This is a genomic window from Ruegeria sp. BB7 (assembly GCF_056539365.1).
On the sequence record NZ_JBQFUV010000001.1, the window covers coordinates 434,429 to 453,517 of the forward strand.

The following is a 19,089-nucleotide window of genomic DNA, read 5'->3' on the forward strand; positions in this document are numbered from 1 at the left end:
AAAGCTTGCTCATGCGCCCTAAACCAAAGCCATGGTCAAACCTGCCTTTGCTCACGTCACCCAATGGGTGTTCGACCTCGACAATACGCTGTACCCGCCGCATATGCGCCTGTTCGATCAGATCGAAGTGCTGATGACGGATTACGTTGTACAGGCAATCGGCGTCGACCGGGCCGAGGCGGATCGGCTGCGCTCTCACTATTGGCGGCACTACGGCACCACGCTGGCAGGGCTGATGGCTGAGCACGATCTGGACCCCGACCCCTATTTGCACGCTGTTCATCAGGTCGACATGAGCCACATGGACCCTGATGCCCAGCTGGCCGATCACATCCGGTCGCTACCCGGTCGCCGCATCGTTTACACCAATGGCAGCGCACCCTACGCCGAGCGCGTGCTGGAGGCGCGTGGCCTCAGCGGCCTGTTCGACGCGATCTATGGTGTGGAACACGCTGGCTATCGCCCCAAGCCCGAAAAAGCAGCGTTCGAGGCGATCTTTAAACAGGATGGAATTGAGGCCGCAAAGGCGGCCATGTTCGAGGATGACCCCCGAAATTTAGCCGCTCCGCACGCGATGGGAATGCGTACTGTCCATGTCGCGCCGGAACCTCATGAGGCCGACCACATTCATCACCATACAGACGATCTAACTGCGTTTCTGGCCCGCCTGCGATAGGCTGTCACACTGCGACGATCTGCACATTCTGCAGGTGCAGCATAGCCCCTATATGCGCCTCAGCGACGAACAGAATCGGAGAAACCCATGAGCGCGATCGAGATGCCCGGACGCCTGCCAATTTGGCAGCGCCTGTTGTTTGCAATCCCCGTTTTTGGCTGGCTGGCCCGTGATGCCGCCAACGGTGAGGCCGAAGATTGGTATTACACTGCTGCCGCGATCTTCAGCATGTGGGGATGCTCTGCCCTGCTGTTTGGGCTGCCCGGGCTTTACATACCGGCCGTCATGATGGTGCCGATGATGTTCATCATCCTCCTTCTGATTTCGCGCGGGTGATATACGGGACAGGATGTCACTTGGCACCGGCCTTGGAACCGAACTAGGTTCTGCCCAAGACTCGGAGACCAAGTCCATGACTGATAGCTGTGACATCCTGATTTCCGGCGGTGGAATCGCCGGGCTGACCGCTGCGGCGACCTTTGGGACTGCCGGGTTCGACGTGGTGTGCGTTGATCCCACCCCACCCATCACCGAGCGTGATGTGGACGGGTCCGACCTACGAACAACAGCATTCTTGCAACCGGCCCATGGGCTGCTGGAACAATGCGGGCTTTGGGCACGGCTGGGCGAACACGCGGCCCCCCTTCAGATCATGCGGATTGTGGACGCGGGCGGCGATGTACCCGAACCACGCGTAATACGTGACTTTAACGCCGCCGATATATCCGACCAACCGTTTGGCTGGAACCTGCCGAACTGGTTGCTGCGTCGCGAGATGGTGGCGCGACTGGCCGAACTGCCCAATGTCGATTTCCGCCCCGGTACAGGCACCGTCAGCCTGTTCACCCGCACCGCCGAGGCGCGCGTGGGTCTGAGCGACGGAAGCCGCATTCGCTGCAAATTGGTGATCGCTGCGGACGGGCGTAACTCTCCCATGCGTGAGGCCGCCGGGATCAATGTCCACACCACGCGCTACGGTCAAAAGGCGCTGGCCTTCGCCGTTACTCACCCAATCCCGCATGACAATGTATCGACCGAGATTCACCGTTCGGGCGGGCCGTTCACTCTGGTCCCCCTACCCGACTGGCAGGGCCAACCGTCTTCGGCGATTGTCTGGATGGAACGTGGACCAAGGGCGGTTGAATTGCTGAACACTGAGCCTGAGGCGTTCGAGGCGCTGATGACCGAACGCTCCTGCGGGCTGTTCGGGCCGCTGAAACTAGCCTCGCGCCGAACGATCTGGCCGATCATAAGCCAGTCGGCGGAACGGCTGTCGGGTGAACGCATCGCCCTGATGGCCGAAGCGGCCCACGTTGTACCCCCTATCGGTGCACAAGGGCTGAATATGTCGCTGGGAGATCTGCGCAGCCTGCTGGATCTTGCCCAAGCCCGCCCCGAAGGTCTGGGCGATGCGCAAATGCTGGACGCCTATCACAAGGCCCGCCACACCGAGATCGAAATGCGCGTTAAAGGTATCGATCTGCTGAACCGCGCCTCAATGATTGAGGCGCGGCCGCTGCGCGATGCGCGGGCGATGGGATTGAATGCGCTCTACTCCCTGCCGCCCGTGCGGAAAACGCTGATGCAGATGGGCCTCGGCGTGCGTTGAAACGCAAGATCACAGAACCTGGTCCAACACGCGCTTGAGCCGCGCAATTGTGCCATCCACGTCATACAGCTTATCCAGCCCGAACAAGCCCAGACGGAATGTGCTGAACCCTTCAGGCTCATCACATTGCAGCGGAACACCGGCTGCAATCTGCATACCCAACGCGGCAAATTTCTTGCCGTTCTGAACATCGGGGTCCGAGGTATAGCTGACCACAACTCCCGGCGCGCCAAACCCCTCAGCAGCAACCGAAGCAACGCCTTTTTCCTTTAGCATTGCCCGAACACCGTCTCCCAAAGCCCATTGAGCATCCCGCAGCTTTTCAAAGCCATAGTCGCGCGTCTCGACCATTGTGTCCCGGAAGGCCTGCAAAGCGTCGGTTGGCATAGTGGCGTGATAGGCATGCCCACCGTTTTCATAAGCCTGCATGATCTGTCGCCATTTCTTCAGATCTACAGCAAAACTATCCGACGTTGTTTCTTGCAAACGTGCTTCAGCTCGTTCGGACAACATGACCAGTCCGGCGCAAGGCGATGCGCTCCAGCCTTTCTGCGGGGCCGAAATCAGAACGTCCACACCGGTCGCCTTCATGTCGATCCACGCACAGCCAGAGGCGATGCAATCCAAGACCATCAACGCCCCGACCTCATGCGCAGCCTCTGCCATTGCGGTCACATAATCCTCTGGCAAGATGAGGCCCGCAGATGTTTCAACATGCGGCGCAAAAACCACATCTGGACGCTGCTCACGAATTGTTGAAATCACCTCTTCGATCGGTGCCGGAGCAAAGGGCGACGGGCTGGAATTTCCTGTCTGACGCGCCTTGAGCACCGTAGACGACGCAGTCAGCGTTGCAGATTCAATGATCTGGCTCCAGCGATAGGAAAACCACCCATTTCGTACGACCAGAACATTGGCATTACGTGCGAACTGGCGCGCCACGGCCTCCATGCCATAGGTGCCGCCACCTGGGATCACGGCAACGCCATCCGCCTTGTAAACATCCCTCAACATAGAAGATATATCGCGCATGACGGCCTGAAACCGGGCCGACATATGATTTAAAGATCGATCCGTGAACACAACTGAGAATTCTTCCAGCCCATTCGGGTCGATGGTTTCCAAAAGCGCTGGCATGATTTGTCCTTTCAAAGTGCGTTCGGGTTTCATGAGTCTGTACTTTGGGATGTTATGACGCTTGCTGCGCAACGGCAATTGACGCGACGGAACTCAATTTACTAACGCAAAATTAACCTCAAAAACCGTCAATTGAACGATTACTTGACGCCAAATAGTGTCACCACCCCTTTACACCCTGAGGTGTTTCTGAACAGATACATTCACTTTGTAGAAGAAAGGTATTACTTCTCGTGACTGCTCAACAGCGGATCAGTTTTCAGGTTGTACGTGACGAAGTTAAGCGGCGTATTGAAAGCCGAATCTGGCCACAGGGATCTCTGCTTCCGACCGAAACGCAGCTTGCCGAAGAATTCAATTGCGCACGCGCGACCGTTAACCGCGCCCTGCGCGAGCTGGCCGAACAGGGCTTTGTCGAGCGTAAGCGCAAAAGCGGTACACGGGTCAAGAAAGAACCCAGCAAACACGCGAAACTGGAGTTTTCGCTGGCGCGTCAGACTGTTGAGAACCAGAATTCCACCTATCGCTATGCGCTTGTTGAACGAAATGTCGTGTCCAGCCCCGGTTGGCTAGCCTCTCAGCTAAACGTTTCGCCGGATGCGCGGGTATTGCACGTGATCTGCATGCACTACGCCGACAACCGCCCCTTTCAACTTGAAGAGCGTTGGATCAACATCGAAACCGTACCCGAGGTAGAACATGCGGATTTGAACACGCATGGCCCGCATGAGTGGTTGCTGAACATAGCCCCCTTCACCGAAGCCGAGATCGCATTTTGCGCAATTTCAGCCGACGGGCGGCTGGCCGAGTTTATGGGCACTACGACTGGCACCTCGATGATTCAGCTTGAACGCACGACTTGGAAAAATGGATTACCGATGACCTTTGCCCGGATGACGCATCATCCCGGCTTTTGCATCCGCACCAAGTACTAATCCCAGTCAACCGATCGGGCCCGGCAGGCGCTCTTCGCTGAGCAGAACGTTTGCCTCAACCTCACCGGCGCCGGGCAATGTCATGATCCGTCGACGCAGGACCCGTTCAAAATCCGCCAAATCGCGTGCCACAACCCGCAAGCGGTAATCATACAACCCCAATACATGCTCGACCGTCTGCACTTCGGGGATGGCGGCGACGGCGCGTTCGAAATCCTCCAAGCTGACCTGTCCTTTGCGCGCCAGCTTGACGCCAAGGAAAACGGTCACGCCAAACCCCAGCGCCTCGGCATTCAGGCGTAGACGGCGCCCCTTGATGACGTCCGCCTCTTCCATCCTACGAATGCGCCGCCATGTGGCTGGCTGTGACAAGCCCAACTTACGCCCCAACGCCCCTGCACTTTGCGTCGCGTCCTGTACCAGCGCGCGCAGAATCTGGCGGTCGAGGTCATCCAGCTCGATCATACCAGCAACACTTCGTTGCGCTTGACGCGGGCAATATGCACCAACGCCTCGATATCGGCGATATGCGGCAAAGTCAGAATGCGATCACGATAGAGCTGCTGATAGTTGGACATATCCCGCGCCAACACCGATAGGCGCACGTCCACCCGCCCCAAAAACGTCTGAATTTCGACCACCTCGGCAACCAGACGCGCGGCGGCTGTGAATTCATCAAAGGCACGGGGCTGCGTTTTGTCCAGCGTCACACGCAACGAGACCTCAATTGCATAGCCCAAGGCGGCCCAGTCGATAACGGCCTCCTGCCCCTGTATGATGCCAGCGGCCTGCATCTTCTCAACCCGCCGCCAACACACACCTTGGCTGATCCCGCAGCGCTCGGCCAGTTCGGCCATGGACAGCGTTGGTTCCGGCTGCAGATGGCGCAGAATACGTCGATCCATGTCGTCAAGCATGATTTTCCCGAGATATCAGGTTAGCACGAATAATTTTTCATCTTTTTCCAAAATACTCAACGGAAAACCGCTCGCCAATAGCTCCGCACCCAACTAAAAGCTCAGCAACCGTAACAGAAAGGACCGAAATCATGCGCGTCTATTACGATCGCGATTGCGACATCAACCTGATCAAAGACAAAAAAGTGGCCATCCTGGGTTATGGCTCGCAAGGTCACGCCCACGCGCTGAACCTGCGCGACTCGGGTGCCAAGAACCTGGTCGTCGCCCTGCGCGAAGGCTCGCCCTCGGCCAAGAAAGCCGAAGGCGAAGGTCTGCAGGTGATGGGTATCGCCGAAGCCGCTGCATGGTGCGACGTCATCATGTTCACCATGCCCGATGAACTGCAGGCCGAAACCTACAAGAAATACGTGCATGACAACATCAAGCCGGGCGCAGCTATCGCGTTCGCCCACGGCCTGAACGTCCACTTCGGCCTGATCGAGCCGAAAGAAGGCGTTGACGTCATCATGATGGCCCCCAAAGGCCCCGGCCACACCGTGCGTGGCGAATACACCAAAGGCGGCGGCGTACCCTGCCTGGTCGCAGTGAACAACGACGCAACAGGCAAAGCGCTGGAAATCGGCCTGTCCTATTGCTCGGCCATCGGTGGCGGCCGCTCGGGCATCATCGAAACCAACTTCCGTGAAGAGTGTGAAACCGACCTGTTCGGCGAACAGGCCGTTCTGTGCGGCGGTCTGGTCGAACTGATCCGCTGCGGCTTTGAAACTCTGGTCGAAGCCGGCTACGCGCCTGAAATGGCCTATTTCGAGTGTCTGCACGAAGTGAAACTGATCGTTGATCTGATCTACGAAGGCGGTATCGCCAACATGGACTACTCGATCTCGAACACTGCCGAGTACGGCCAGTATGTCACCGGCCCGCGCATCCTGAAATACGACGAGACCAAAGCGCGCATGAAAGCGGTTCTGAATGACATCCAGCAGGGTAAATTCGTCCGTGACTTCATGCTGGAAAACGCCGTTGGTCAGCCGACCATCAAAGCAGCCCGTCGTGCCAATGATGAGCATCAGATCGAGGAAACCGGCGCCAAGCTGCGCGGCATGATGCCTTGGATCTCGGCCGGCAAAATGGTCGACAAAGAAAAGAACTAAGCCTGGCTTTCGTCAGCGACAGGGCGGTCCCAGTGGCCGCCCTTTTTCATTTATCAAACTATTGAAGTTATTCGCTGTTCACGCAATCAATCATCGTTATGAAATCTGGGGTCAGAACACATATGCTCGACCAGCCAACATCCCGTGATTGGGGCGGTGTTATCGCCCTTGGCCTTATCTGGGGCGGCAGTTTCATGGGTGTCGCCCTGGCGCTGGAGGGATATGGCCCAGTCACTGTTGCCACGGCGCGCACAACTTTGGGCGCATTGACATTGCTGGGGATGATGGCCCTGACCGGGCGCAAGATGCCGTCAAGTAATCCGAGGCTTTGGAAGTATATCGCCATCATCGGGTTTTTGTCCACGGCACTGCCCTTTATGCTGCTCAGCTGGGGGCAGCAGTATGTGGCCTCGGCTTTTGCCGGGCTGTCGATGGCTGCAATCCCGCTGATGGTACTACCTCTGGCGCATTTCTTTTCAGATGAGCCCTTGAATGCGCGCAAGTTCATAGGCGTTTCGTTGGGGTTTTGCGGTGCTTTGGTCCTGATCGGGCCGGGACTGGCACAGATTGGTCAGGGCGCTGAGCCGCTGGCACAACTCGCCTGCATCGGTGCTGCGCTTTGCTACTCCTGCGCGTCGATCTTTACCCGGCGCTGCCCGCCCATCGACCCCGTTGCATTGGCCGCGCTGTCGCTGGTCGTTGGGGCGGTGTTGTTGCTGCCGTTCATGTTGATGATCGAAGGCATTCCCGACTGGGAAGGCACGCGTCCCGGGCTGGCGATCATCGCACTGGGGCTGCTGCCCACTGCTTTTGCCACCCTATTGCGTGTCTCGATCATCCGCAGCGCAGGGTCTGTGTTCCTTACACTTGTCAACTACCAAGTACCCATCTGGTCGATGGTGCTCGGGGCGTGGATTCTGTCCGAGGCCCTGCCACTGCGGTTTTACATCGCGCTGGCGATGATCCTGACGGGGCTGGCAATCAGCCAGTGGTTCAGCCTGCGCAAGATGCTGTTCGGGCGTTAACTGGCGACCGCTTCGACCTCGGCCACGATGCCATCGACGACCTGTGTCAACAAAGCGTCATCCTCGCATTCGGCCATCACTCGGATCAATGGCTCAGTCCCTGACTTGCGGATCAACAAACGCCCCTGCCCGTTCAATCTCGCCTCGGCATCCGCAATCGCGGCCTTCACGCTGGAGGTTTCGAGCGGAGTCTGCCCCTCACCATAGCGAACGTTCTTCAACAATTGCGGTACGGTTTCGAACTGCACGGACAACTCAGATGCCTTACGGTCTGAATGCACCATCTCGGCAAGGAAATGCAGACCAGCCATTAGACCATCACCAGTGGTGGCAAAATCACTCATGACAATGTGCCCAGATTGCTCACCGCCCAGATTGAACCCACCTTCGCGCATCCGCTCGACGACATAGCGGTCGCCAACGGCTGTTCGTTCCAACCGCAATCCCTGCGCGGCCAGGTGCCGTTCCAGCCCAAGGTTTGACATCACCGTCGCAACCAAAGCACCGCCTTCAAGACGGCCGGCCTTTGCCCAGCTGGTCGCCAGAAGAGCCATCAACTGGTCACCATCTGCTACCTGACCATTCTCATCGACCATCACAACGCGGTCGGCGTCGCCGTCCAGACAAATGCCCACATCCGCGCCATGGGCCACTACCGTCTCGGCCGCCAACTGAGGTTTGGTAGATCCGCAATTCTGGTTAATATTTTTACCATTCGGCGCAATCCCCACTGGAATGACCTCAGCGCCCAGTTCCCACAGAACCTCGGGTGCGGTGCGGTGCGCGGCACCGTTGGCGCAATCGACCACCACTTTCAGCCCGTCCAGACGCAAATCGCGAGACAGCGAGGACTTCACCCGTTCGCCATACCGGAACCGTGCATCGTCCACGCGGCGGGCTCGGCCTATGTTTTGCGCTTGCGCCGGATTGACCCCCTCTTCGATCAGCCGTTCGATCTCCAGTTCTGCTTGATCGGACAGCTTGTAACCGTCGGGGCCAAAGAACTTGATACCGTTATCATCAGCCGGGTTATGGCTGGCCGAAATCATCACCCCTAAATCAGCCCGCATCGAGCGGGTCATCAACCCAACCGCAGGGGTCGGGACCGGGCCCAGCAACAGCACATTCATCCCAGTCGAGGTCAGCCCCGCAGTCAGCGCATTTTCCAGCATGTACCCGGACAGGCGTGTGTCCTTACCGATAACCACCCGATGCGCACCGGATTGATCACGGCGAAAATACCGCCCTACAGCCGCCCCAATACGCAAGGCCATTTCGGCCGTAATCGGATAGGTGTTCGCGGTGCCCCGCACCCCGTCAGTTCCGAACAGCTTGCGCATGGTGGTTCTCCGTCAATTTCTTGCCTGCGACTGGATTACCGGACGGCGGCCCATAGACGCAAGGCCTGAACGGTTTCAGCCACATCATGAACCCGGACGATCTGCACGCCCTGAGACAGACCAGCCAACGCCACTGCGATCGACCCCGGCGCGCGGGCATCTTTACGCGGCTCTTGCCCAATCTCTCCGATGAGGCCCTTGCGCGAGACCCCCAACAGGATTGGACAGCCCAACCCATGGAACAGGCTGAGGTTTTTCAGCAGGGTCAGATTATGCGCCAGTGTCTTGCCGAACCCGATACCAGGATCAACAACAATCCGGTCACGATTGAGGCCCAGACGTTCCAATTTCTCGATCTGCCCTTCCAGAAAATCATAAACGTCCAGAAGAACATCTTCGTATTGTGGGTCATCCTGCATCGTGGCCGGATCGCCCTGCATATGCATCACACAAACAGGCGCGCCGACCTCGGCACAAAACGGGGCCAATTGTGGGTCAAATGTAAATCCGGACACATCATTGATCAGACCTGCCCCGGCGCTCCACGCGGCCTTGGCGACGCTGGCCTTACGAGTGTCGATGGAAATAAGAGCCTGCGTTTCAGCACGGATTGCCTCAATCAAAGGCTTGGTGCGGGCGATTTCCTCATCCTCGGGTACAAACGCGGCCCCAGGACGTGTCGATTCACCGCCGATATCCAGAATACCTGAGTCATGCGCCACCATCTGTTTCGCAGCGGATACCGCAGCCTCAAGCGAATTGTGCACACCGCCGTCCGAAAAACTGTCGGGGGTCGCGTTCAGGATGCCCATGATTTGCGGTCGATCCATCGCAAGCCCCGCGATATCGGCGCGCGGTCCGGTCAGGCGCTTCAGTACTTCTATCGGGATATCTCGCGCGGCTACTATCGCTGGAGGAGCAGTGCGAGACAACCGTTCTGCATGGGTGAACCACAGAGATTGCCCGGCGAGAGATACAGCACCATCAAGCCGGGCAGCGCCATGTTGAACCAGCGGTCGAAAATATTCGGTCACAGCTTCGCCTGATCCACGGGAATGGCGCGCAGAGGCGTCTTCGGCGCGTTTGGCAAGGCACCGCCGATCACCATCATCTCACTGGCCTCAAAGGTGGCCGCGAACCAGGCTGCCAAAGCCACAGCATCTGATGGCGCCGCCGATGGGCCATCGACTGCGTCCAGAACAATCTTGGACGGCGCCCAAACGCAAATCTGGCCATTCTTCATTGCCCAATCCAATTCGGTTCGGGTGGAAACAACCACACACCGATGATCCCGTGCCGCCAGAACCCATGCGTTTTGCTCGATGGCCAGCAGGTCAATCCGGCGCTGTGTCATCGCGTGGCCGGTCTGCGGCACCGACATATCCGACGCACCGACGCAAAGGATCAGCGGCCGCTGACGGTTTTCCAGTTGATCAATCCAACCGGTCAGATTGGGCGACGCAATAGCCTCATTCGAAAGGAAAACCAGACGCGGATGTGGGCGTTCTTCCTCAACCACATCATGATGGGCTTTGTCCCTGCCACGCACGATTTCGACACCCAAGGCTCCAGGTCCCCGGTCAAGTTTTTCTATGCGTACAAAGGCTCTTACAGCCTGAGGTTCAAGCAAAATACGCTCAGCCACACGATCCGCCAAAGTCTCCAGCAAATTCAGCCGTTCTGCCGCCAGCTCATGCGCAATTGCCTCGGTCACCCGGTCATAGGACAGGATGCGGTCAACATCGTCATCAATCGGGTCGGTTAGCGGGCGGACTTCGACCACGATGTTAAAGCAGATGCGCTGTGTTGTTCCGCGCTCGGCCTGAAAAGCGCCGATCTCGACCTCGACGATATGGTCCCGTAATGAGATACGATCCAACGGCCCCCGCGTTGCGGTCGCTTCAGACCGCTCGGATGGGTGCGCAAAGGCAAGACGGATTTCAGAGCTCATACGACAGACCTTTTCGGGCTTTTGGACTGATCTACCCAAATTATACGATGCGCGGGCGTATAACACCGCAACAAACGCCATTCTAGTCGTCGATTGCGTCGTCAGGTGACGCGAAACCAACTCATCATACCAGAGGCAGCATGACCCAGCATGTGACAGTGCAACAACCAATCACCGGGATTATCCGCAACCAGAGCGATTTGACGCGTTTGCCCACGTTCGACCAGCACGGTGTCGCGCCACGGGCCAAGTCTACCATCAGCCAGTATGAGGCGAAAGTGATGTCCGTGCAGGTGCATAGCATGCGGAAAGGCCGTTTCGTTGACAAACTCAATCCGATGCACGCTGCCCCGCTGCGCATCAAGAAACGGATCCTGCGGTCGCTCCGCGTATCCGTTCAACGCCCAGAACCGGCCTAGTTGTGCCAATTCACGCCCCGAGAGCAGCGTTTCGCCCAGATGCGCGGATTCAAGCCAGCGCATCGCACCGCCCTGCAATGTCATCCTATGTATTGGCGCGCTATCGAGCGTCACCATAGGCAACGGATTCGGCGGCAGCGGCGCAATGTTGGGCCGACCTATGCGGGCGGATTGACCAGACACTGTGAAGCGAACCAGTCCAAAGCTGCCCTCCCGCTCGCGGCTGACAAGCCCGGCAACCGTGTCAGGCCGGGCCTGCACATCCACAACCAAATCAGCACGTTGGGCAGGCGCCAGTGGAAAACTATCTTCAGCTCGCATCGGGGTTTCCAGCGGCATTCCATCCAGTGCTACAATCCAGCCTACCAACCCATCCAGTGAAAGATCATAAATTCGGGCGTTCGACGCATTTATCAGCCTTAAACGCAGCCGGTCCCGACTGCGCACAGAAAAAGCTGGATCAAACTGGCCATTGACCGAGACGAGATTACCTAACCGTCCAGCGTGGCTTTGATCATGACCATTGTCGAAATCGTCGACGATATGAGCGGTTTCCGGATCAAGACGCCAATCATCCAACATCAGCGTCAGATCATGATCGACATCAAGCGGTTCGGCTTCCTCAACGATTAGAGGGCCGTAAAGGCCGCGCGCCACTTGTTCGACCGAGCGGTTATGCGCATGATACCAATAGGTTCCCGCGTCGGGGACCACAAAATCATAATGAAAATCTTCACCGGGTGTGACTGCGTCCTGCGTCAAGCCCGGCACGCCATCCATCGCATTGTCGATCCGAATACCGTGCCAATGGATGGTGGTCGGCTGAGGTAGGTCGTTTACCAGCCTGCGCTGAAGCCGCGCACCCTGAGCTAACCGGATCTCAGGGCCGGGTACGCCACCGCCATAGCTCCATACCGGTGTGTCAGGAAAGCCATCCGGGGCGATCTGCTGAATCGCCTTTCGCGCAACCAAGTCAGTACTGGACGCCCGAACAGCCTTGGGCAAAACCGCCAGCGCGGTCGCCGATTGCAGAAAACGTCTGCGTGAAAAAGTCATTGCGGGCCTCCTGGCCCGCAACATAGGTCAAAAGACACCCCGCGCCATCAAGGTTCCAGCGCGGGTGCGGCAATCAGTTGCTCGCTGTCCGATAGTTGTGACGGTAGAAAACGTGAACGCCAATCCGAGCAGTTTCCTTGTACACACGTGACCATGACGGACGAACCGCCGTAGTGTGATAGTGCGTGGCACCTTCTGTCAGCTCTTTTGCGATCCCATCAATGGCTGCGCGCGCGACTTTGGAGACGCGTTCGTATGCCTTCTTCTCGTGGATCACTTCCTTGTGGCCATCACAGGTATAAGTAAACTGGCACTGATATTTCTTGCCGGTTCCTTGCTTGATCACACCACACAGAGAGTCCGGAAACCGGGTGCTATCCACGCGATTCAATATAACTTCGGCGACAGCGAACTGACCGCGCACGCTTTCGCCGCGCGCCTCAAAGTACAGCGCTTCGGCCAGACATTTAAAGTGTTCGTCACCGGTTGCTTTTGGTTGTTGATCCAACCAATCCTTCGAGTACGAAATCTTTACAGGCTCAAGCGTTTTCTTAGGCTTGAACAGATTCAGATAGTCGCGAAAGGTCTGTCCGGGCACTTCGGTCCGGGTAACTAGTTCACGTTTGGCAGTATCGGTGGCTTCCCTTTCAGCGAAAGACACACTCGGCAGCACGGTTGCTGCCATTGTGGCAACAGCCAGTATGTATCGTAGCATCAGATAACCTCGCACAGGCACATTTCGCGCCGTACCCTCCCCCGGCGGGCGCGACGAGGCATTTAGCGCAGTCTGGCCGAGACGTCCAGATCAGATGAAAAAGCAAGTGAAAAATCGCCCGTGAGGAAAAATAATTCCATCACAAGGTTGCCTAAAAACCACTAATCCTAGGGCAAACGACCTGTGTCAACCCCCAAGTCTGGACGAAATCGCCAGTTGAGCGGAAGCCAGCCGAGCAACAGGCACCCGGAACGGAGAGCATGACACATAGTCAAACCCCAGATCGCGGCAAATGGCGATTGATTCGGGGTTACCGCCGTGTTCACCGCATACTGACAGTGTAACATCCGGCTGGACTTGCCGTCCACGTTCCGCCCCCAGTTTCAGCAATTCCCCAACCCCGTCGGGATCGAGCACATGGAACGGGTCTTCAATGAATACGCCCTGACGCACATAGGCAGACATGAACCGGCCCGCATCGTCGCGCGAAAGGCCATAGGTCATCTGGGTCAGGTCGTTGGTACCAAAACTCAGGAACGAGGTATGCGGCGCGATATCGTCCGCCCGCAAACAGGCACGCGGTGTTTCAACCATAACGCCGAGGCGATATTCAAATTCCCGCCCCTGCTCGCTCGCGACTGCTGCTGCCACAGAGTCGATGCGGGATTTGACTAACTCCACTTCCCGCTTGGCCGAAACCAAGGGGATCATCACCTCGGGGACGACCGGCGCACCGTCCTTGCTGGCTTCAAGCGTCGCTTCAAAGATGGCACGGGCTTGCATGTCGTAGATCTCGGGCACGGTCACTCCCAAGCGCACGCCGCGCAGGCCCAACATTGGGTTGTATTCCGTCATCGCCGCGACCCGCCGTTCAACATCCGAAACCGGCAGGTCCAGTGCCTCAGCCAGTTCCCGCTGGCCACTGCGTGTGGTCGGTAGGAACTCGTGCAACGGTGGATCGAACAGACGAATGCAGACGGGTTGGCCTTCCATGATACGAAAAAGCTGAACGAAGTCATCGCGCTGCATGGGCAAAAGACGCTCCAATACCGCCGCGCGCCCTGATGAGGTCTCGGCAAAGATCATCTCTCGCATCACGATCAGGCGGCCGGGGTCAAAGAACATATGCTCGGTTCGGCACAGGCCGATCCCCTGCGCCAGAAAATTCCGCGCAGTTTGCGCATCGGCCGGCGTATCGGCATTGGCACGTATGGCAATATCGCGTTCGTCGTCCGCCCACCCCATCAGCGTCTGGAAACAGTCGTCCAACGCGGCCTCCAGCATCGCGGGCTGCCCAGCAAGCACCTGCCCCGAGGTGCCGTCGATCGTTAGCGTATCGCCTGTTTTGAACACGCGCCCATCTGGTGCGGTAAGCATCTTTTTCTTGGTCTGGAACCGCATTTCGGACGCGCCGACGATGCAGGGCAGACCCAAACCGCGCCCGATCACAGCGGCATGGCTTGTCATACCACCCTTTTCAGTCAGCACGGCGACTGCTGCATGCATCCCACGCACATCCTCGGGCGAGGTTTCGCGGCGCACCAGAATACAGGGTTCTGCACGCGCGGCACTGGCTTGTGCCTCGGCAGCGGTGAACACGATCTTGCCCGTTGCCGCGCCGGGGCTAGCAGCAATACCGGTGGTAAGAACATCGCGGCGGGCCTCAGGATGAACTTGCCGGTGCAGCATCTCGTTCAGGGAGTGAGGATCGACCCGCATAACCGCTTCTTGCGGTGGGATGATCCCATCTTCGGCAAGACGAACAGCGATCCGCATCGCAGCCCGCGCGCTGCGCTGTACGCGCACGCCGTCCAGAATATGCACGTCGCCATTCTGAATTACGAACTCAACCTGCATTTCCTCGCGCAGCTTTGCGCGCATCATCGCGGCATGCGCCTTGAGGCTTTCGAAAGCCTCTGGCGCAACGTCTTCCAGCGACTTACCTCGCGGGTCCTTCTCAAGATAGAGCGCGGCCACACCTTCACCCAGCGCATCACGCCCTTGGCTCTGGCTTAGGTAACGGCCCGTAATCTGTGGCAACCCCGTTGTGGGATCCACCAGTTGCAACACACCCGAGCCGCATTCACCCTGACCGACACCAGGTATCATCTCTTGAATGACCAGCCCCAAGCCCGCATCCGCCGGTGCCCCTTTGGCCTGACGCAGCAGTCGAGCCGACGTTCCATCCCACGCCCGCGCCATCGATCGCAAAACCGCGATCAACTGCTCTCCGCGATCTTGCGGGAACACCTCGTCGGTCTCATCCTCATAGGCCCGCAGCGTCTGTCGAAGCCCCTCTCGGCCATCCGCTTCAATATCATCGAACACATCCGCATCCAGACGGGCCACATGGATCGCGTAACTTTGGACAAAGCGCAGATACAGCGCGGCGGCGGCTTCTGCGCCCATCGAATCCGACAGGTCCACATAACGGGCGTCATTCATGCCGATATTCAAAATCGCACCGGGACCGCCCCAATCTGGGTCTTCAGAACTGGGCCTTACGCACAGCAACGAAGTCTGGTCGAACTGATCGAGGATGGCGGCGATATCCGGCACCTCACCTTCCGCGATTGCATGCACCGCATCAAAGGACAGTGCCACTGTCCGCGGCACTGGTAAATCAAGCCGGACCAGCCGTTGCAAACATTTGGCTCGGCCACCATGAGTTTGGTTGGTCACCGGAGCTTCGGCTGTGATCAGAGTGGTATGCGGGTTATTCTGCACTGCGGCACCTTTTGGTTTGCACGCAGCATAAGCCCCTGCACCAATGGCGCAAGGGCGTTATGGCTTAGCCTTCGATCTTGCTGAGGTCTGCGACGCTGGAACACACCTGACGGATCTGGCTCAGCAGGTTCAGGCGGTTGCGGCGCAGGATATCATTGTCGGTATTGACCTGAACATCCTCGAAAAACGCGTCCACCGGACCGCGCAGCGCAGCCATGGCGGACATGGCTGCCGGGAAATCCTCGTCCTTCAGCGCCGCGTTGATCTCACCCTGGGCCCCGTCCAGAGCGGCAAACAGCGCCTTTTCACTGTCCGTTTCGGCGAATTTCACATCCGCACCATAGGAGTATTCGACACCGTCCTTCTCTTCGGCCTGCGTCAGAATGTTGTTGGCGCGCTTGAAGCCCTGCACGAGGTTTTCCCCATCCTCGGTTGCGATCACCGCGTTCAAGGCGCGGGCGCGTTTGACCAGCAGGTCGAGGTCGTCATTGCCCTCCATCGCGATGCAGGCGTCGATGATGTCGTGGCGGATACCCTCGTCGCGGAGGAAGACTTTGAGGCGGTCGTGGAAGAACGAGAGTAGGTCGGCCATAGTAGCATGGAAAGAAGATTTCCAATTTTCTGAAGCTTGGTCATCAGCGTTGATACCGTGTTTCACTTCTTGGCGTCGGTGAACCAGCGCGTGCTCAATCAGAACCTGTTCATAAAAATCGTCGATGCGGAGTTCATTCTCCAAAATCAACCGAATAACCCCCAGCGCCGCGCGGCGCAGAGCATATGGGTCTTTCGAGCCGGTCGGTTTCTCACCAATCGCCCAGAACCCGGTCAACGTGTCCAGCTTGTCGGCCAGTGCCACGGTCACCGACAGCGGCGCGGTCGGCACGTCATCCGACGGACCCAGCGGCGAATAATGCTCCTGCGCCACGGCAGCGACAGCAGTGCCTTCCCCTGCGGCTTCGATGTAATAGCGCCCCATAAGTCCCTGAAGTTCGGGGAATTCATAGACCATCTCGGAACTCAGATCGGCCTTGGCCAGACGCGCGGCTTTCTCGGTCTGATCGGCATCTGCTCCGGTCACCGGGGCCAATTCACGGGCCAGCGCGGCGATGCGGTCAATGCGCTCGGCCTGCGTGCCCAGTTTGTTGTGGAAGGTCACATTCTCCAGCGCGCGGGTCCATTGGGCGATGTCCGATTTGGCGACGCGCAGGTCGTTCTCCCAGAAGAACTTCGCATCGGCCAGACGCGCCGACAAAACCTTTTGATTCCCTGCCAGAATGGTCGCGCCATTGTCAGCGGTCTCGCGATTGGCGACGGTGACAAAGCGTTCGATCCGTCCGGTCTTGGGATTGCGGACCGAGAAGAACTTCTGGTGCTCTTTCATCGAGGTCTGCAGCACCTCGGGCGGCAGGTCGAGGAACTCGTCATCGATCTGACCCATAAGAACTACCGGCCATTCGACCAGGCCGGCAACCTCGGCCAGCAGGCCCTTGTCGTCGACCACTTCCAGACCGGCAGCAAAGGCCATGTTCTGAGCATCATTCCAGATATGTTCAGCGCGGTCGGCGGGGTTGAGAACCACAAAAGCGCGCTTCAGCTTGGCAGCGTAGTCGTCGAAGGACGTGACCGAAAACCGGTTCGGCGCCATGAAACGGTGACCTGCGGTGGTGTCGCCGGATTTGATGCCATCGACATCAAGCGGCACCACCTGCGCGCCCACCTCGTCGGACAGGATGCACAGGATCGAATGCAGCGGGCGCACCCAGCGCAGCGGGCCACTGCCCCAGCGCATCGACTTGGGCCAGGGGAAGTTGCGGATGGTGGTCTCAAGCACCTCGGCCACGATCTCAGCCGCCGGACGGCCTGCTTTCTCGATGGTGGCGAAATAGACCGCGCCCTTGGGTGTTTCGCGCTCTTCCAATTGATCGCGGGTTAGGCCTGCGCCACGCAGGAAGCCTTCGATGGCCTTGTCCGGTGCACCTACCTTGGGGCCTTTGCGTTCCTCGCGTATCGTCGGACTTTCTGCCAGCAACCCCTCGACCGCCAGCGTCAGGCGACGCGGCGTAGTCAGCGCGGCGGCCCCTGCGTATGTCAAACCGGCCTCGACCAAGCCATCAGTGATCCGTTTTTTTAAATCCTCGCCTGCGCGGGTCTGCATGCGCGCGGGGATTTCCTCGGAAAACAGTTCGATCAGCAGGTCGGGCATTTTCGGTCCTTAGAAATTGACGATCGTCTGGATGACGATGGCGTTGGCGATATCCACAAAGAAGGCGGATACAAGGGGCAACACGATAAAGGCAATAGGCGACGGGCCATATCGCTTGGTAACTGCGGTCATATTGGCGATAGCAGTGGGGGTTGCACCCAAAGCAAAGCCACCAAACCCTGCAGACAGAACTGCAGCGCGATAGTTGCCGCCCATCACCGGGAATAGCACCCAGATCACGAACGCCACGGCAAACAGGGTTTGCGCGGCCATAATCACGACGATGGCCAGCCCTAGCTCGGCAATGGTCCAAAGCTGCAGGCTCATGAGCGACATCGCCAGGAACGCACCCAGTGAGAATTCCGAGATCAGCGCCAGCGAGGGCGTACGCGACACAGGTGGTGCTTTGGGAGCGATGGCCGTGCGCAAATTGGCGATGACGATACCCATGATCAGGCAAGGTACGAACAAGGGCAGCTTTAGCCCAGTGGCGTCGATCGCTTCGTTCAGAGCATAGCCAAAGATAATCGCCAGATTCAGATGCAGCAGAACCCGCATGATGGTCAGGTGGTCAATCTTGGCCTCAGCCTCGTTCGGTTTGTCCGGCAGGCCAACCGTGTGCTCTTCGCCCGGTCGCTCCGGGGTCAGACCTTTGCCCTCGATCAGCAACCGGGCAATCGGTCCTCCTACCAATGCCGCCAGCACAAGCCCCAGCGTCGCCACGGCCACACCCAGTTCGGTCGCACCGGTCATGCCAGTCACCGCGCCGACTTCGGGCGCCCAGGCGATGGCCGTGCCGTGGCCCCCGATCAAAGAGGCCGATCCAAACAGCACCCCGGCCTGAGCCGGATACCCAAATGCAACCGCGCCTACTGCACCAACAGCGTTTTGTGCGATGATCGTGGCCAACGTCAGAACAAGCAACAACAACAAGGGCTTACCGCCGGAAATCAAATCGGACAACCGTGCGTTCAAACCAATCCCGGCGAAGAAGACGACCAGCAGAAAGTCCCGCGAGGCAAGGTCAAAATTCAGCTCTAGACCTACTGTCAAATACAGAAACAGCAGCGCGAAGGATGCCAGAAGACCACCCGTTACCGGCTCGGGAATATTGAACTGGCGCAACACCGCAACGCGGGCGTTAATCTCAGCCCCAATTAGATAGACGGCGATGCCAAGAGTGGCGGTCAGAAAATTGGGAATCTCGATTGCGGCGTCGGTCATT

The 19,089-nt window shown here is 58.2% G+C and carries 17 protein-coding genes; 6 read left to right on the forward strand and 11 right to left on the reverse strand.

The window, feature by feature from the left end:
• Window positions 1-31 precede the first annotated feature (31 nt).
• The 3 genes from ACR0D7_RS02125 to ACR0D7_RS02135 all read left to right on the forward strand — a co-directional run bounded on the left by ACR0D7_RS02125 (window position 32) and on the right by ACR0D7_RS02135 (window position 2,285).
• On the forward strand, window positions 32-676 hold the full coding sequence (locus ACR0D7_RS02125; protein WP_480677537.1) for a pyrimidine 5'-nucleotidase: 645 nt from the start codon (window positions 32-34) through the stop codon (window positions 674-676).
• 87 nt (window positions 677-763) lie between these two features.
• Complete coding sequence (locus ACR0D7_RS02130) at window positions 764-1,012, forward strand: hypothetical protein (RefSeq protein WP_480677538.1); 249 nt, start codon at window positions 764-766, stop codon at window positions 1,010-1,012.
• Window positions 1,013-1,088: 76 nt separating this feature from the next.
• Window positions 1,089-2,285: a UbiH/UbiF family hydroxylase gene (locus tag ACR0D7_RS02135; RefSeq protein WP_480677539.1), complete on the forward strand. Its 1,197-nt coding sequence runs from the start codon at window positions 1,089-1,091 to the stop codon at window positions 2,283-2,285.
• 9 nt (window positions 2,286-2,294) lie between these two features.
• Here ACR0D7_RS02135 and ACR0D7_RS02140 read toward each other — a convergent pair whose 3' ends face one another.
• Entirely contained in the window at window positions 2,295-3,422 is a 1,128-nt protein-coding gene (locus ACR0D7_RS02140) for an aminotransferase class V-fold PLP-dependent enzyme (RefSeq protein ID WP_480677540.1), read from the reverse strand.
• 233 nt (window positions 3,423-3,655) lie between these two features.
• On the opposite strand from ACR0D7_RS02140, the gene ACR0D7_RS02145 reads away from it, so the two are divergent.
• Entirely contained in the window at window positions 3,656-4,357 is a 702-nt protein-coding gene (locus ACR0D7_RS02145) for a GntR family transcriptional regulator (RefSeq protein WP_480677541.1), read from the forward strand.
• Between the two features lie 6 nt (window positions 4,358-4,363).
• On the opposite strand, the gene ACR0D7_RS02150 is transcribed toward ACR0D7_RS02145, so the two are convergent.
• Window positions 4,364-4,822, reverse strand: a complete 459-nt coding sequence (locus tag ACR0D7_RS02150; RefSeq protein ID WP_480677542.1) for an Lrp/AsnC family transcriptional regulator — start codon at window positions 4,820-4,822, stop codon at window positions 4,364-4,366.
• Entirely contained in the window at window positions 4,819-5,274 is a 456-nt protein-coding gene (locus tag ACR0D7_RS02155; protein WP_480677543.1) for an Lrp/AsnC family transcriptional regulator, read from the reverse strand. Before ACR0D7_RS02155 ends, ACR0D7_RS02150 begins: the two co-directional genes overlap by 4 nt.
• Before the next feature lie 131 nt (window positions 5,275-5,405).
• Here ACR0D7_RS02155 and ilvC point away from each other — a divergent pair, with 131 nt between their 5' ends.
• Entirely contained in the window at window positions 5,406-6,428 is a 1,023-nt protein-coding gene (gene ilvC / locus ACR0D7_RS02160) for a ketol-acid reductoisomerase (RefSeq protein ID WP_170381519.1), read from the forward strand.
• 122 nt (window positions 6,429-6,550) lie between these two features.
• Entirely contained in the window at window positions 6,551-7,453 is a 903-nt protein-coding gene (locus tag ACR0D7_RS02165) for a DMT family transporter (protein WP_480677544.1), read from the forward strand.
• Here the strand turns inward: ACR0D7_RS02165 and glmM are convergent.
• The 8 genes from glmM to gltS all read right to left on the reverse strand — a co-directional run bounded on the left by glmM (window position 7,450) and on the right by gltS (window position 19,088).
• Window positions 7,450-8,793, reverse strand: coding sequence for a phosphoglucosamine mutase (gene glmM / locus ACR0D7_RS02170; RefSeq protein ID WP_480677545.1), 1,344 nt, complete (start codon window positions 8,791-8,793; stop codon window positions 7,450-7,452). The two genes, ACR0D7_RS02165 and glmM, sit on opposite strands and share 4 nt — an antisense overlap.
• Window positions 8,794-8,828: 35 nt before the next feature.
• On the reverse strand, window positions 8,829-9,827 hold the full coding sequence (gene folP / locus ACR0D7_RS02175) for a dihydropteroate synthase (protein ID WP_480677546.1): 999 nt from the start codon (window positions 9,825-9,827) through the stop codon (window positions 8,829-8,831).
• Entirely contained in the window at window positions 9,824-10,744 is a 921-nt protein-coding gene (locus ACR0D7_RS02180; RefSeq protein ID WP_480677547.1) for a dihydroneopterin aldolase, read from the reverse strand. Before ACR0D7_RS02180 ends, folP begins: the two co-directional genes overlap by 4 nt.
• Window positions 10,745-10,845: 101 nt before the next feature.
• Window positions 10,846-12,219, reverse strand: a complete 1,374-nt coding sequence (locus ACR0D7_RS02185) for a multicopper oxidase family protein (protein ID WP_480677548.1) — start codon at window positions 12,217-12,219, stop codon at window positions 10,846-10,848.
• A 73-nt stretch (window positions 12,220-12,292) separates the two neighbouring features.
• On the reverse strand, window positions 12,293-12,904 hold the full coding sequence (locus tag ACR0D7_RS02190; RefSeq protein ID WP_480677549.1) for a cell wall hydrolase: 612 nt from the start codon (window positions 12,902-12,904) through the stop codon (window positions 12,293-12,295).
• Window positions 12,905-13,120: 216 nt separating this feature from the next.
• On the reverse strand, window positions 13,121-15,661 hold the full coding sequence (locus tag ACR0D7_RS02195; protein WP_480677550.1) for a putative PEP-binding protein: 2,541 nt from the start codon (window positions 15,659-15,661) through the stop codon (window positions 13,121-13,123).
• Between the two features lie 64 nt (window positions 15,662-15,725).
• Window positions 15,726-17,864, reverse strand: coding sequence for a glycine--tRNA ligase subunit beta (gene glyS / locus ACR0D7_RS02200; protein ID WP_480677551.1), 2,139 nt, complete (start codon window positions 17,862-17,864; stop codon window positions 15,726-15,728).
• 9 nt (window positions 17,865-17,873) lie between these two features.
• Window positions 17,874-19,088 (reverse strand): sodium/glutamate symporter, encoded by a 1,215-nt coding sequence (gene gltS, locus ACR0D7_RS02205; RefSeq protein ID WP_480677552.1) that lies wholly within the window; start codon window positions 19,086-19,088, stop codon window positions 17,874-17,876.
• Window position 19,089 lies beyond the last annotated feature (1 nt).